This is a genomic window from Castellaniella sp. (assembly GCF_049651205.1).
In the GTDB taxonomy this organism is placed as follows: domain Bacteria; phylum Pseudomonadota; class Gammaproteobacteria; order Burkholderiales; family Burkholderiaceae_B; genus Castellaniella.
The window spans coordinates 47,789-61,819 of sequence record NZ_JBASBR010000007.1; the positions used below are offsets into that span (position 1 = coordinate 47,789).

General features: G+C 58.6%; 13 protein-coding genes. 8 read left to right on the forward strand and 5 right to left on the reverse strand.

Annotated elements, in window-relative coordinates:
- A complete protein-coding gene (gene plsY, locus WA928_RS03810) occupies positions 1-642 on the reverse strand; it encodes a glycerol-3-phosphate 1-O-acyltransferase PlsY (protein WP_424299802.1) in 642 nt (213 codons plus the stop codon).
- 136 nt (positions 643-778) lie between these two features.
- Here plsY and surE point away from each other — a divergent pair, with 136 nt between their 5' ends.
- From surE to rlmD, 5 genes are read left to right on the forward strand one after another with little or no spacing between them, the layout of a single operon-like run.
- Complete coding sequence (gene surE, locus WA928_RS03815; RefSeq protein WP_350382974.1) at positions 779-1,528, forward strand: 5'/3'-nucleotidase SurE; 750 nt, start codon at positions 779-781, stop codon at positions 1,526-1,528.
- Positions 1,521-2,351 (forward strand): protein-L-isoaspartate(D-aspartate) O-methyltransferase, encoded by an 831-nt coding sequence (locus tag WA928_RS03820; RefSeq protein WP_417250829.1) that lies wholly within the window; start codon positions 1,521-1,523, stop codon positions 2,349-2,351. Before surE ends, WA928_RS03820 begins: the two co-directional genes overlap by 8 nt.
- A gap of 13 nt (positions 2,352-2,364) precedes the next feature.
- Positions 2,365-3,174 (forward strand): peptidoglycan DD-metalloendopeptidase family protein, encoded by an 810-nt coding sequence (locus WA928_RS03825; protein ID WP_417250830.1) that lies wholly within the window; start codon positions 2,365-2,367, stop codon positions 3,172-3,174.
- Positions 3,171-3,950, forward strand: a complete 780-nt coding sequence (locus tag WA928_RS03830) for a 3'-5' exonuclease (RefSeq protein ID WP_417250831.1) — start codon at positions 3,171-3,173, stop codon at positions 3,948-3,950. Before WA928_RS03825 ends, WA928_RS03830 begins: the two co-directional genes overlap by 4 nt.
- Positions 3,943-5,265 carry a 23S rRNA (uracil(1939)-C(5))-methyltransferase RlmD gene (gene rlmD / locus WA928_RS03835; protein ID WP_424299807.1) on the forward strand — a complete coding sequence of 441 codons (1,323 nt, stop codon included), beginning with the start codon at positions 3,943-3,945 and terminating at the stop codon, positions 5,263-5,265. The genes WA928_RS03830 and rlmD overlap by 8 nt, the downstream gene beginning before the upstream one ends.
- Before the next feature lie 13 nt (positions 5,266-5,278).
- On the opposite strand, the gene argH is transcribed toward rlmD, so the two are convergent.
- A complete protein-coding gene (argH, locus tag WA928_RS03840; RefSeq protein WP_424299810.1) occupies positions 5,279-6,706 on the reverse strand; it encodes an argininosuccinate lyase in 1,428 nt (475 codons plus the stop codon).
- A gap of 82 nt (positions 6,707-6,788) precedes the next feature.
- Between argH and WA928_RS03845 the strand changes: the two genes are divergently transcribed.
- Complete coding sequence (locus tag WA928_RS03845; protein ID WP_424301094.1) at positions 6,789-7,127, forward strand: P-II family nitrogen regulator; 339 nt, start codon at positions 6,789-6,791, stop codon at positions 7,125-7,127.
- Positions 7,127-7,858, forward strand: a complete 732-nt coding sequence (locus WA928_RS03850; protein ID WP_424299813.1) for a pseudouridine synthase — start codon at positions 7,127-7,129, stop codon at positions 7,856-7,858. The genes WA928_RS03845 and WA928_RS03850 overlap by 1 nt, the downstream gene beginning before the upstream one ends.
- On the opposite strand, the gene WA928_RS03855 is transcribed toward WA928_RS03850, so the two are convergent.
- On the reverse strand, positions 7,831-8,751 hold the full coding sequence (locus WA928_RS03855) for a 23S rRNA (adenine(2030)-N(6))-methyltransferase RlmJ (RefSeq protein WP_424299816.1): 921 nt from the start codon (positions 8,749-8,751) through the stop codon (positions 7,831-7,833). The genes WA928_RS03850 and WA928_RS03855 overlap by 28 nt on opposite strands.
- 9 nt (positions 8,752-8,760) lie before the next feature.
- Positions 8,761-9,525 carry a glycerophosphodiester phosphodiesterase gene (gene ugpQ, locus WA928_RS03860; RefSeq protein WP_424299819.1) on the reverse strand — a complete coding sequence of 255 codons (765 nt, stop codon included), beginning with the start codon at positions 9,523-9,525 and terminating at the stop codon, positions 8,761-8,763.
- Between the two features lie 208 nt (positions 9,526-9,733).
- On the opposite strand from ugpQ, the gene WA928_RS03865 reads away from it, so the two are divergent.
- Positions 9,734-11,692 carry a SurA N-terminal domain-containing protein gene (locus WA928_RS03865; RefSeq protein ID WP_424299822.1) on the forward strand — a complete coding sequence of 653 codons (1,959 nt, stop codon included), beginning with the start codon at positions 9,734-9,736 and terminating at the stop codon, positions 11,690-11,692.
- Positions 11,693-11,764: 72 nt separating this feature from the next.
- Here WA928_RS03865 and WA928_RS03870 read toward each other — a convergent pair whose 3' ends face one another.
- Complete coding sequence (locus WA928_RS03870; RefSeq protein ID WP_424299825.1) at positions 11,765-14,029, reverse strand: RelA/SpoT family protein; 2,265 nt, start codon at positions 14,027-14,029, stop codon at positions 11,765-11,767.
- Positions 14,030-14,031 lie beyond the last annotated feature (2 nt).

The following is a 14,031-nucleotide window of genomic DNA, read 5'->3' on the forward strand; positions in this document are numbered from 1 at the left end:
TTATTTTTTCTTGGCACCAATACGGCTTTCTTTGCCGGCCATCAGGCGCACGATATTATCGCGGTGGCGGGCCAGCAACAGCCCACTGATCACCACAACCACCGAGGCCGTCAGTGCGTCCATGCGCCAGGCAACGCCGCCGCCCAATATGTAATAAAACGGTGCGAAGATCGCCGCAATGATGGCCGCCAGAGATGAATAGCGGGTGACGACCGCCACAATCATCCAGGTAAGTGCAGTCGCCAGCGCCAACCACGGTTGCAGGGCCAGCAGTACGCCCAGCGCCGTGGCCACCCCTTTACCGCCCCGAAAGCGCAAAAACACCGGATATACATGCCCCAGGAAAGCACCCAGGCCGGCCAGCGGCAGTGCGGCATCAGGCAGCCACCCGCGGCCGACCGCCCACGCAGCCAGGACCACTGCGGCCCAGCCCTTGGCTGCATCCCCCAGCAAGGTAAGCAGCGCAGCCAGTTTGTTGCCGCCTCGCAGCACGTTGGTGGCGCCGGGGTTGCCAGAGCCAAAGCTGCGGGGGTCGCGCAGACCCAGCAGATGGCTGACCACCACGGCGAAGGAGACTGACCCCATCAGATAGCCAATGAGCAGAGCGAGAATAATGCCGGCAAAAAAGTAAAGTTGAATCATGGTGGGCAGGGCTCTGCTGTGTTGAAAATGAGAATGGGGGCCATTCTATAGCTGCCGGGTTATATTCGCCATCCGTTCGGGGGATATCCCCGAGTACAATTCGCACCATCTGGTTGCAGGCAGGAAATAAAAACCCATGCGGATTTTAGTTACCAACGATGATGGCTACAACGCGGCAGGGATCGAGGCCCTGGTAGAGACCGTACGCCCATTTGGCGAGACAGTGGTGGTGGCGCCCGAAACCAACTGCAGCGGGGCCTCCAATTCGCTCTCGCTGCGCCGCCCCTTATCGGTGCGACAAGCGGCCAACGGCTTTTATTTCATTAACGGCACTCCGTCGGATTGCGTGCATATTGCGCTCACGGGCCTGTTGGATTTCCAGCCGGATCTATTGGTATCGGGCATCAACAATGGTGCCAACCTGGGTGAAGACACCTTGTATTCGGGTACCGTGGCGGCTGCATCCGAGGGGTTTCTCTTTGGTGTGCCATCCATCGCATTTTCGCTGGTAGAGCGCGACTGGCGGCATCTGGATACGGCTACCCAGGTTGCCCACGAACTGATCAAGCGATTTAAAGAGCAACCCTGGCAACAGCCGCTGCTGCTTAACGTCAATATTCCTGCTTTGCCCTATAGCCAGCTATCGGGTTTTCGGCCTACGCGGCTCGGGCGCCGGCATCCCTCCGAGCCCGTGATCCGCAGCACCACGCCATACGGTGAATCTGTTTACTGGATTGGGCCTGTGGGCCAACCGCTGGATGGAGGTGAAGATACGGATTTTGGTGCAATCCAGGATCGTGCCGTGTCTCTCACCCCCTTGCGGCTGGATCTCAGTGATCACACGCAGGTACAGGCAGTGGCCCACTGGATGCAAGCGCATGACTAAATCACGCTCTCCTTCCAACCCAGCCGCGCAAACCCGGCGCAGCCCGGTACGCAGTGCCACGCTGGGCCCGGGATACTCGGTGGCCAACAGCAATACGCGGATTTTGGGGCCAACCGGGCCGGCCGGCCCCGCGTCAGCACGTGTCTTGCCCGGCAATAAACCGGTGGCAACAAGCAATCTGGGGCTTAATTCTGATCGCCTGAGAACACAAATGGTGCGCCGGCTGCGTGAGCAGGGAATCAGCGACGAGCGGATCCTGGCAGCGATGCAAGGTGTTGCAAGACATGATTTTGTGGATCAAGGTTTAGCCAGTCGTGCCTACGAAGATGCCGCGCTGCCGATCGGATACGGGCAAACCATCTCGCAGCCCTGGGTTGTGGCCTACATGCTGGCCATGATGAGCGAAGGCCGTAACCCTCAGAAAATACTGGAGATTGGTGCTGGCTGCGGATACCAGGCAGCGGTGCTGGCTCAGTTCGTCCCCGAAGTCTACACAGTCGAACGCATCCGCGGCCTGTACGATCAGGCACGGCTCAATCTCTCGCACGGACGTTTGCGCAACCGTGTGCGGTTATCATTTGGGGATGGAATGCAGGGCCTGGAACACCGGGCCCCCTTTGATGGCATTGTCGTTGCTGCGGCGGGGGTTAAAATCCCTGAGATCCTGCTGCATCAACTGGCAGTGGGGGCGCGATTGATCGCCCCTGAAGGTGCGGCAAACCAAAGGCTTATTCTTTTCGAGCGCACGGGGCCCGCTTCGTGGCACCGAGTAGAGCTCGAAGATGTTCGATTTGTACCGCTGCGTCCAGGGACGCAGACCTAAGTAGGAGATCCATATGCTCGATGGGACGCTGGTGACAGATGCTCCGTTCACCCAATCGCCACGCACCGGGCGCGTGCTGGTGTGGGCAGTTTTGTTCTCTGCAGCCCTGTTGTCGGGCTGCGCATCACGGTCACAACGTGCGCCGGTAGCAGATCACTCCAGTGTTACCCCCAGCGCAGCGGCAACGGCAAAAGGCACTTACGTGGTTAGGGCAGGTGACACCTTATACAAAATCGCCCAGGCACACGGCATGGAAGTCTCCCGTCTGGCATCACTTAACAATATCTCCGACCCCAGCCAGCTGGCCATCGGTCAGGTACTGCGCCTGGATGGCAATACTCCCAAGCCCAGTAGCGCCACGCCGGTGGCTACGCCTGTGCAAACGCAAACGGTTGAGTCTAGTCCTACCCAGGCTGCAGCGCCAGTGGATGCCTCGCCATCCCGTGCCAGCGACGCCAATGTTGTCACCTGGGGGTGGCCGGCAACCGGTAAGATCATCTCGGGCTTCAACGACAACACCAAGGGTATCGATATCGAAGGCGCCATTGGCGCCCCCGTCGTGGCTGCAGCCAGTGGCAAAGTGATGTATGCCGGTAATGGTGTGCGCGGGCTTGGCAACCTGATTTTGCTGGGTCACAGCAATGGTTTCATTACCGCATACGCACACAATCAGACACTGCTGGTCAAAACGGGCGAAACCGTCAAGAAAGGCGCAAAAATCGCTACTGTAGGCCAAACCGACACCACTTCACCACGGCTGCACTTCGAAATTCGACGTCGGGGTAAACCGGTCAATCCGCTGTCCTACCTGCCACCACGATGATTCCAGCACTGGTCTTCGATCTCGAAACCATCCCGGATGCTCAGGGGCTGCGTCGGCTTAATCCACAGTGGGCAAGCCTGCCAGACGCAGAGCTGATCGAAACCGCCCTGGCCGAACGCCGGGAAACCCACGGCAACGATTTTTTGCCGCTGCATCTGCAGCAAGTGGCGGTGGTGGGTTGTGCGTTTCGTGACGACACCGGGTTCCGGGTGCGCACCATCGGGCAGGCAGACGACTCCGAGGCCACCCTGATATCCGGCTTTTTCAAGACAATTGGGCATTACACGCCTACGCTGATCAGTTGGAATGGCTCGGGCTTTGATCTGCCGGTGTTGCACTATCGCAGCCTGATTCACGGTGTTGCAGCCCCACGCTATTGGGATACCGGAGAAGACGATCGCGATTTCCGGTTCAACAACTACCTTAATCGCTACCACACCCGCCATGTTGATCTCATGGATGTACTGGCCAAGTTCAACGGTCGCGCCAATGCGCCATTGGATCAGCTGGCCAAGCTGTGCGGGTTTCCCGGCAAGCTGGATATGGATGGCGGGCAAGTCTGGCAAGCGTGGCATGCGGGCGAGCGCGAGCACGTGCGCAACTACTGCGAAACTGATGTCGTGAATACCTGGCTGGTGTACTGCCGTTACCGGCTGATCAAAGGCGAGCTCGATACTCAGTCCTACGAAGCCGAGTTGCAACTGGTGCGCGACACCTTGACTGCGCTGGATGCGCCCCACTGGAAAGAATTTCTGTCTGCCTGGACATATGCCTGACGCTATTTTGTATCCCCTTGAGATCGAATCGTTGGATCTTGAAGGGCGAGGGATTGCCCACCACGAGGGCAAAGTTGTCTTTGTTGAGGGCGCGTTGCCTTCCGAGCGAGTACTGGCACGCATCACCCGACGCAAGCCTTCGTTTGACAAGGCCCGCATCGAGCGCGTGCTGCGGCCGTCTTCTCAAAGAACCACGCCGCCATGCCCGCACTTTGGCGTGTGCGGTGGTTGTGCCGTGCAACACCTCGAGCCTGCTGCGCAATTGGCCATCAAACAGCGCGCCCTCGAAGACGCACTGCAGCACATCGGCAAGGTGAAGCCCCAGCAGATCCTGCCTGCCCTGCAAGGGCCTGCTTGGGGCTACCGCTACCGTGCCCGTTTGTCGGTGCGTTACGTCGCCAAGAAAGGCGGCGTACTGGTGGGATTTCGCGAGCGTGGCCGCAGCTACGTCGCAGACATGCGCGAATGCCGGGTATTGCCCCCGCACGTCTCCCAGCTGTTGATGCCACTACGCAGCCTGGTGCAAGGTTTGTCTCGCCCCGATCGTATCCCTCAAATCGAAGTGGCTGTGGGCGACGAGGCCACGGTGCTGTGCCTGCGCCATATGGAGGCCCTGACCGACAGCGATATTGCGCACTTGCACCAGTTTGCGATCAAACACAATATTATCTGGTGGCTGCAGCCCAAGGGGCCCGAAACCGCCCATCCATTAAACCCGGATGATATCGATGCACTGGCCTATGCGTTGCCAGCGTACGGTTTACGTATGCACTATCGCCCCGCCGATTTCACGCAGGTTAACCCTGCCATCAATCAGGCCCTGATCTCCCGTGCCTTGGCCTTGTTGCAACTTCAGCCCACTGATCGGGTAGCCGATTTGTTTTGCGGGCTGGGTAACTTCAGCTTGCCTCTCGCCACGCAGGTGCGTGAGGTTCTGGGTATCGAAGGCAGCTCAACCCTGGTGGCACGCGCCCGCCAGGACGCAGCGCGACAAGGCCTGGAAAACCGCGCCCGGTTTACCGAGCTCAACCTTTTTGAGGTGGACGACAACTGGCTGCGCGGGCTTGGCCACTTTGACGCAATGCTGATAGACCCACCGCGCGAGGGTGCCATGGCACTGGTGGAAGCCCTGGCCACCCTGACGCCGTCCGAGCGGCCGCGCCGGGTGGTGTATGTGTCATGCAATCCGGCCACGCTGGCTCGCGATGCCGGCATCCTGCACCATCAGGGCGGCTGGCGGCTGGCTGCCGCCGGCGCCGTCAATATGTTTCCACATACAGCGCATGTAGAGTCGATTGCAGTTTTTGAGCCTTAAATCAATCGGGCCATCAATCCGGCAGGGCCTGGCCTTTGCCATCCAGAATACGCTGCGCCTCGATGCGGACACGCTCGGGGGCAGTGCCACCGATGTGCTTGCGAGCCGCCACGGAGCCTTCCAGCGTCAGCACTTCAAAGACGTCGTCACCGATGGACGCGTGAAAGCCCTGAAGCTCGGCCAATGAAAGATCAGCCAGATCGCAGCCGCGTTGTTCGCAAGAACGTACGGCTAGCGCCACGGTTTCGTGGGCATCCCTGAAAGGCACCCCACGTTTGACCAGATAATCTGCCAGATCGGTGGCCGTCGCATAGCCCTGCAGGGCGGCTGCACGCATGTTGTCGGCCTTGACCTGCACGCCACTCATCATGTCCACAAAGATTGTCAGCGTGTCGCGAACCGTGTCTGCCGTATCAAACAGACCCTCTTTGTCTTCCTGATTGTCCTTGTTATAGGCTAGCGGCTGGCCCTTCATCAGAGTAAACAAGGCCATCAGATGGCCATATACACGGCCGGTTTTACCGCGAGCCAGTTCGGGCACATCGGGGTTTTTCTTTTGCGGCATGATCGAGCTGCCGGTACAGAAGCGGTCGGCCAACACAATGAAACCCACTCGGGGGCTCATCCACAAGACGAGTTCTTCAGACAGGCGCGAGATGTGCATCATGATGAGTGCGGATGCCGAACAGAACTCGATGGCGAAATCGCGATCGGACACTGCATCCAGAGAATTGCGGCAGACGTCATCAAACCCGAGGGTACGGGCGACACGTTCACGATCGATGGGATAGCTGGTGCCCGCCAAGGCGGCAGCGCCCAGGGGCAGGCGATTGGTTCGTCGTCGGCAGTCGGTCAGGCGCTCGGCATCACGGCCAAACATCTCGGCATAGGCCAGCAGATGATGCCCAAAGGTAACCGGCTGAGCCACTTGCAAATGGGTAAAACCCGGCAAAATGGTATCTGCGTGCTCGAGCGCCAGTGAAGCCAGCCGTTGACGCAGCTGTTGAAGCAGATCCAGCGCCTGATCAATCTGATCTCGCAGCCAAAGGCGGATATCCGTGGCTACCTGATCATTACGCGAACGGCCCGTGTGCAAGCGTTTACCTGCATCTCCGATGAGTTCGACCAGGCGTTTTTCGATGTTGAGGTGAACGTCCTCGAGATCGAGCGACCATTGCAGCTGGTGATTCTGGATTTCTTGCAGGATCTGCGCCATGCCTCGCTGGATGTCGGCGAGGTCGGCGGCACTGATCACACCAACGGCAGCCAGCATATCGGCATGGGCTAGAGAGCCCTGAATATCAAAGACTGCCATACGCTGGTCGAAATTGACCGAACCGGTATAGCGCTTGACCAGATCGGACACAGGCTCTGAGAAGCGCGCGGACCAGGCTTGGGATTTGTTATCGAACTGATTGTGGGGAGACGTGGTATTGGGCATAGTGCTGAAATTATAGAGGACACAGACCTGCGCTATATTAAAAGCTTTTAAGCGGAACTCCGAAACCATGGCGCAGCCCGATATGAAGCAGATCACAGCGATCGTCAAGCCGTTCAAACTCGACGAGGTTCGCGAAGCCCTGTCCGATCTCAACGTCAACGGCCTGACCGTCACCGAAGTAAAAGGCTTTGGCCGGCAAAAAGGACATACCGAGCTCTATCGCGGCGCCGAGTACGTCGTGGACTTTTTGCCCAAGATTCGTATCGACGTCGTGGTTGCCCAAGATCAGGTCGAGGGCGTGATCGATGCCATTATTCGGGCGGCTCGCACCGGCAAAATTGGTGATGGCAAAATTTTTGTCACGCCTGTCGAGCAAGCCATCCGGATCCGTACGGGTGAAACAGGGGTTGAGGCACTTTGATGGAACCCGTCCGCATTTCCAAGCTGATGGCCCAGCGTGGCTTGTGTTCGCGCCGTGAAGCAGATGCCTATATCGAGCACGGCTGGGTGCGTGTCAATGGCCAGATCGTGCAAGAACTTGGCACTAAGGCCCTGCCCAATGCCAAGATCACGCTGGAGCGCCAAGCGGCCAAACAGCAAACCGACAAAATCACCGTCATCCTGAACAAGCCCGTGGGCTACGTCTCCCATCAGGCGGATCAGGGCTATCGGCTGGCGGTCTCCCTGATAAGGGCCGACACGCAATATCACGCCGGCCGCGGCCGGAAAGTCTTTGAGCCTAGCCATGTCCGCGGGCTTGCCCCCGCAGGGCGGCTGGATATCGATTCTCAAGGCCTGCTGGTGCTCACCCAGGACGGCCGGATCGCTCGCCAGCTGATCGGGGACGATTCCTCGCTTGAAAAAGAATATCTGGTACGCGTCTCAGGCCGCTTATCGAGTAACGGCCTGGCCTTGCTGAACCACGGCCTGATGCTGGATGGGCATGCCCTGCGTCCGGCAAAGGTTCATTGGCAAAACGAAGACCAGCTGCATTTCACGCTACACGAGGGCCGCAAGCGGCAGATACGCCGCATGTGCGAGCAAGTGGGCCTGAAGGTGGTGGGGCTGAAGCGTGTACGCATGGGGCAGGTGGTGTTGGGCGACCTGCCCGTCGGGCAATGGCGCTACTTGCGCGATGGCGAGCGCTTCTGACGCATAGAAGGCCGATGTCCCACTGCGTCTGGCGTAGGCATCTGGCCACTGTGTACAAGGCTGAACCGGGCCTGATCATCCTGTGCCAGGATGTTCTTTAACCAGGGCAGGGACGCTTCAAGACCAGCTTGAAGCGTCCAGGGCGGGTTAACAACAAACATGCCACTGCCGTGCAAGCCCAGCCCATCGGCCGAGGGCTTGTGTACGGTCAGGCTGGCATTTAGCCAGTTGCCCGGCAGTCGCTCTAAAGAGCGCACCATCTCGTGAGCCTGCACCCGCTGTACCAGCGGATACCACACTGCAAAGCAGCCCGTCGCAAAACGCTGCAGGCCGTCTCGCACTGCCTGCAAGGTAGCCCGGTAATCCTGTTTGTCTTCGTAAGATGGGTCTATCAACACCAGCCCGCGCCTCGAAGGTGGTGGCAGCAGGCGCTTCAGGCCCTGAAAGCCATCTTCACGCGCCACTGCCACTTGCCGTGGGGAGGCGCGCATGCGCTTGCGCAAGGTGTCTTCGAGTACCTGCCCCTCGGTGGGGTGCAATTCAAACAGCCGCAAGCGATCCTGCAAGCGCATCGCCTGCAAGGCCAGGCTGGGTGAGCCGGGATACACATTAGCCACACCGTCTGGGTTGAACGCTTGCACGGCTTCCAGATAGTGTTGCACCATCTCAGGCGCGTCTGGTGCACCCAGCAAGCGATCCAGGCCATCACTGACCTCGCCACTTTGGCCGGCCCATTCGCCATCCAGCGCATATAGTCCCGCCCCGGCGTGGGTATCGATCACCCAGTACGGCGTGTCTTTTTGGTTCAGATATTCGAGTATCTGCACCAAAATGGTGTGTTTGAGAACGTCGGCATGATTGCCGGCATGAAACGCGTGTCGATAGCTGAACATCCGCTGCCTTTAAGGGGTTTGGCCGAAATCGGCCGGGCGTATCTGCGCCAGCTGATCGGTAAAAATTGCGTGACACCCCGATTGCAGCAATTGCCTGGCCTGGGCGACATCATTTACCGTCCAGATTGCCAGGGTGGCACCTTGGCCGAGAATCTCTTGTATCACAGCCGGCTCGGCATAAGTAGCATCAATATTGACACCTATACAGCCCAGCCTCAGTTGACGGGCTCGCCAGTCGGTGGGGACAGGCCCCTCGATGAGCAGGGCACGCGGCAAATCCGGGGCCGCCGTACGAGCGGCCTCGAGGGCAACTTCTGAAAAAGAAGACAACAAAGGGGGAAGCGCAGCTTGTGCCCACAAGGTACGTGCCGCGGCAGCTACTGCCAGGCCCGTTTGATGCTCATGGCCGGTGGTCGGCTTGATCTCGATATTGCTGTGGATCCCCTGCGCCTGGGTGTAGCGCGCCACGGCACTGAGGGTAGAGGCAGGCTCGCCAGCGAAGCCCGCGTCGTACCAGGCACCAAAATCATGCTCGGACAGCGCTTTCCAGCTGAGTTCGGAAGCCAGGCCCGTACCACTGGAAGTACGATCGATGCGATCATCGTGCAACAGGAACAACACCCCATCTTCGCTGAGCTTCACATCGTATTCAACCATCCGGTAGCCCCAGGCATGGCCCGTGCGCATTGCCGCCAGCGTGTTTTCGGGTGCGAGACGGCCACCACCCCGATGGGCAATCAGACGGGGCCAGGGCCAAACAGAGTGAGCGGTCATGAAGAAGCTACGCCAAAAGGCGCCTCGGGGAAAATGAGCTCCATTTTAACGGTTTGCAGGGCGGCTCAGCATGCCCGTGCCTCACGGTGTTAAACTGCGTGGCATTTACGGCTGTCGGTTCGACCAGCCGGCAGGGGCGATTGTGATCGCCTTTTTTGTTTCAAGTGCCTGGTTTGGATGCCAGCCCTACTCAGCAGGACCTTCGCCCATGTTCGATTTTATTCGCACGCACCAGCGTTTGATGCAGTTGATCCTTCTGATCCTAGTGGTGCCTTCGTTTGTATTTCTTGGCATCAGCGGATATTCGTTTGTAACCGCCGATACTGCCATTGCGGAAATCGGCAAATTATCAGTTACCAAGCAGGAATTCACCCAGGCGCAACGCAATCAGTTGCAGCAGATGCAAGAAAGCAGCCAGGGTCGCTTTGATCCGGCCTTGCTGGACAATCCAGAATCCCGCCAGGCGCTATTGGATCAGTTGATCAATCGCAAGGTTCAAATCGTGCTGGCCACTGATGAACACTTCAGTGTGTCCGATAATGCGTTGCGTCGCGCAATTGCCGCCATGCCGCAGGTGCAGGTGGATGGACAGTTTTCCGCGGACCGCTACCACGAAGTACTGGCGTCTATCGGCATGAGCCCGCGCGACTTCGAAGACAGCCAGCGTGCCGAACTGGCCCTGGATACTGTCCTGGGGCCTGTACGCGACACCGCAGCCTTGCCTGCACCTGTGCTCGATTCCATCAAGCAAGCCCTCACTGAAGAGCGCACCGTGCGCCTTAAAGTGTTTCTGGCCAAGGATCACGAGCAGTCGGTGCAGATTTCTGCCGAAGATATTCAGGCCTGGTACGACAAGCATCAAGACGATCTCCGTTTGCCGGAGCAAGTGACTGCCAGCTATATCGTGCTGGATGAAGCGGCTGCCGTGGCCAGCGTGGCCAGCGTCTCCGATACACAGCTGAAAGACTACTACGAGCAAAACAAGGCACGTTACGTTGTCCCGGCGCGCTACAACGTCAGCCATATCCTTGTAAAGCTGCCGGCAGGTGCTTCGGATGAAGCCAGCAAGGCTGCGCTCAGCCGCGCCGAAGACATCAGCCAGCGTGCCAAGGCCGACCCCAGCCAGTTTGCCGAGCTTGCCCGCAAAGAGTCTCAGGACGCAGGAACCGCCCGTGATGGCGGCAAACTCGGTTGGATTCAGCGCGGCACTTTGCCCCTGGCCATGGAGCAGGCAGTCTTCGCACTCAAGCAGGGTGAGATCTCCGAGCCCGTCAAAGGGCCGGATGGTTATCACATCTTTATGGCCAACCAGGTTGAACCCGAAAAAGGCGAAACCTTTGACGAAGCGCGCAGCAAGGTAGAGACCGAAGTGCGCCGTCAGTTGGCGGCCGACCGCTTTGCCGATATGGCCACCAAGCTCACCAGCCTGGTGTACGACAATCCCACCAGCCTCGAGCCTGCCGCCAAAGAGCTGGGCTTGCAACTGCGTTCTGCCACTGGTATTGCACGTGATCGCCTGCTAAGCAAGGACGAAGCCGGCCCCGGTTCGGCCACAGCCAGTGATGATGCGGCTGTTCTGGGCGATGTTCGGGTGCGCCAGGCACTATTTAGCCGCCAGGTGCTTGGCGACAAACAAAACTCGGGGGTGATAGAAATTTCACCGGATACCATGGTGGTGGTGCGCGTCAAGCAAGTCACCCCTTCGCATGTGCCCGAACTGGATAAGGTTAAAGATCATATCCGCACACAACTAACCAACCAGCAGGCACAGGCGGCGGCGGTTGCCGAAGGCAAAAAGGCCTTATCGGCATTGCAAGCTGATACCGGCTCTGCAGAAGGCTTCCAGGATGCCATCACCATCAGCCGTCTGGATTCTGCGGGCCTTGGCAAATCTGTGCTGGATACCGCATTTTCTGTATCGCAAGATAAATTGCCGGCGTTTGGCGGGGTTACACTGCCGGATGCCTACGCGATTGTTCAGGTGGATGCGGTTAAACCCGGCACCACCGACAAGCCCGCTCTGGACGGCCTGGCTGCCCAGCTGGGGCGCGTATGGGGTGAGATTGAGCAACAAGCCCTGATGGTTGATTTGCGTAAAGCGCTTAATGTAAAAATCACCGAAGAAGGCAAGGCCCTGATCCAGAACGGCGACAGCGGCAGCAACTAAGCATTACTCATCCGCCTGGCGTCTTCACAGACACGGGCGGATCGACCGCTTGGGGTTTTCTACCCCAAGCAACTATCCCTTGGCACGAACAATCTTTTGCACCTGAGGTACATGCCGGATTGCCCGGATGACCTGAGCCAGGTGCTTGCGACTGTCGACCTGCACGGTGACATGCAGTAATGCTGTGGCAGCCGCTTCGTCAGGCATGCTGAGCTGCGTGATATTGGAGTCTGCCTCGGTGATCTCAGCCGCCAGGCGGCCCAGTACGCCACGCTCATTAAGCACAGTGATGTCCAGGCGGGTCGTCAGGTGCCGCGCAGTGGTGACATCCCATACTACCGGGATCCAGCGTTCGGGTTCTTTTGCTTGCTGGCGCAAGGCAACAGGACAATCAGCCATATGCACCACCAATCCGTGTCCAAGGCGGATACCACCAATAATGGCATCGCCCGGCAATGGGCCACAACACGGCGCCAGCTGTACAGCTTGCCCTTCGTTGCCGTGGATAACGATTGGTGCCCCGGAGACGGCATTGAACTCATCTACCGCCATGGCCGTGGTTTCGAGCATGGCGTTTTCGGGGGCGAAACGGCGTGCCACCACAGCGGCCAAGCGTTTACCCAAGCCAATATCCGCCAAAATCTCGGTGCGCGAGGCGCCGCCCGAGCCTTTGGCCAGACGATCCCACTGGGGATCCGTATCGGCTGGGTAGGTGATCCCTAGCTGATCAAACGCTTGATTGAGCAAGCGCCGCCCAAACGCGATGGATTCTTCATAACGTTCAGTGCGCAGATAGTGGCGAATCTCGGAGCGTGCCCGCCCGGTACGGACATAATTAAGCCATTGCGCACTGGGGCGCGAGGCCGACGAAGTCATGATCTCTACAGCGTCCCCGCTGTGCAACTCGGTGCGTAGTGGAGAAAAATCGCCATTGATCTTGCAGGCCACCGCGTGATTGCCGACATCGGTGTGGATGGCGTATGCAAAATCGACGGGTGTAGCCCCACGCGGCAAAGAAAGGATTTTTCCTTGGGGTGTAAACACATAAACGGCATCCGGAAACAGATCAACCTTGACGTGTTCGAGAAATTCGCCGGAATCACCCGTTTGGTTCTGGATATCCAGTAACGATTGCAGCCACTGGTGCGTGCGTTTTTGCAAATCGTTCAGTGAGGTGCCTTGTTCTTTATAAAGCCAGTGAGAGGCAACACCTTCTTCGGCCACGTGATCCATGTCCCGTGTACGAAACTGAAACTCGACCGGCGTGCCATAGGGGCCAATCAGGGTAGTGTGCAAGGATTGATAGCCATTGATCTTTGGAATGGCAATGTAATCCTTGAATTTTCCTGGTACGGGACGGTATAACTGATGCAGTGTGCCCAGGGCCAGGTAGCACTCGGGCAGCGTGTGCACAACCACCCGAAACCCGTAGATATCGAGCACATCAGAAAACGATTTTTTCTGCTCGACCATCTTCTTGTAGATGCCGTACAAGGATTTTTCCCGGCCACTGACTTCTGCGTCCAGGCCGGTTGCCGGCAGTGCCGCCCGTACAGCTTCTGCGATTTTGGTGATGACTTCCCGACGATTGCCACGGGCGGCCATCATGGCCTTGTACAGCACATCGTAGCGGTTGGGGTAAATGGCCTTGAAGCAGCGGTCCTGGAGTTCGCGAAACAGGGCGTTCAGGCCCAGACGATGGGCGATGGGGGTGTAGATGTCCAGGGTTTCGCGGGCTACCCGGCGGCGCTTCTCAGATGGCACGGCATCCAGCGTGCGCATGTTATGCAGGCGATCCGCCAGCTTGATGAGAATGACGCGTACGTCGCGCGCCATGGCCAGTAGCATCTTACGAAAGGACTCTGCCTGCTGCTCGGCCTTGGTGGCGTATTCGAGGCGCTCAAGCTTGGTGAGGCCATCCACGATATCAGCAACATCCGGGCCAAATTTTTCGGCGAGCTCTTGCTTGGCAACGCCCTGATCTTCGATGACATCGTGCAGCAAGGCAGCCATCAGGGAATCTGCATCGAGCTTCCAGCCTGCGCAGATTTCAGTGACGGCTATGGGATGCGAGATGTAGGGCTCTCCGCTTTCGCGAAACTGCCCCAGATGTGCATTGTCTGCAAACCGGTAGGCTTCACGCACGCGCTCGATATCACGCGGTGCCAGGTATACAGAGATAATTTGTTGCAGCCCCGCCAGCGAGGCGATAGGGCTGGGTGCCGCCGCAGGAATGGAGGCGGGGGCAGCGTGGGGTTTTCTTCTGCGTAGCCTGGGCCCTTTGCGCAGCACCGCCAGAAGCCCGGACGATGCACCGCGTATGCCAGAAAACGCCATTG

What these genes read in the sequence shown, in the direction of transcription:
- plsY (WP_424299802.1), bottom strand. Translation starts at nt 642, where the DNA reads ATGATTCAACTTTACTTTTTTGCCGGCATTATTCTCGCTCTGCTCATT.
- surE (WP_350382974.1), top strand. Translation starts at nt 779, where the DNA reads ATGCGGATTTTAGTTACCAACGATGATGGCTACAACGCGGCAGGGATC.
- WA928_RS03820 (WP_417250829.1), top strand. Translation starts at nt 1,521, where the DNA reads ATGACTAAATCACGCTCTCCTTCCAACCCAGCCGCGCAAACCCGGCGC.
- WA928_RS03825 (WP_417250830.1), top strand. Translation starts at nt 2,365, where the DNA reads ATGCTCGATGGGACGCTGGTGACAGATGCTCCGTTCACCCAATCGCCA.
- WA928_RS03830 (WP_417250831.1), top strand. Translation starts at nt 3,171, where the DNA reads ATGATTCCAGCACTGGTCTTCGATCTCGAAACCATCCCGGATGCTCAG.
- rlmD (WP_424299807.1), top strand. Translation starts at nt 3,943, where the DNA reads ATGCCTGACGCTATTTTGTATCCCCTTGAGATCGAATCGTTGGATCTT.
- argH (WP_424299810.1), bottom strand. Translation starts at nt 6,706, where the DNA reads ATGCCCAATACCACGTCTCCCCACAATCAGTTCGATAACAAATCCCAA.
- WA928_RS03845 (WP_424301094.1), top strand. Translation starts at nt 6,789, where the DNA reads ATGAAGCAGATCACAGCGATCGTCAAGCCGTTCAAACTCGACGAGGTT.
- WA928_RS03850 (WP_424299813.1), top strand. Translation starts at nt 7,127, where the DNA reads ATGGAACCCGTCCGCATTTCCAAGCTGATGGCCCAGCGTGGCTTGTGT.
- WA928_RS03855 (WP_424299816.1), bottom strand. Translation starts at nt 8,751, where the DNA reads ATGTTCAGCTATCGACACGCGTTTCATGCCGGCAATCATGCCGACGTT.
- ugpQ (WP_424299819.1), bottom strand. Translation starts at nt 9,525, where the DNA reads ATGACCGCTCACTCTGTTTGGCCCTGGCCCCGTCTGATTGCCCATCGG.
- WA928_RS03865 (WP_424299822.1), top strand. Translation starts at nt 9,734, where the DNA reads ATGTTCGATTTTATTCGCACGCACCAGCGTTTGATGCAGTTGATCCTT.
- WA928_RS03870 (WP_424299825.1), bottom strand. Translation starts at nt 14,029, where the DNA reads ATGGCGTTTTCTGGCATACGCGGTGCATCGTCCGGGCTTCTGGCGGTG.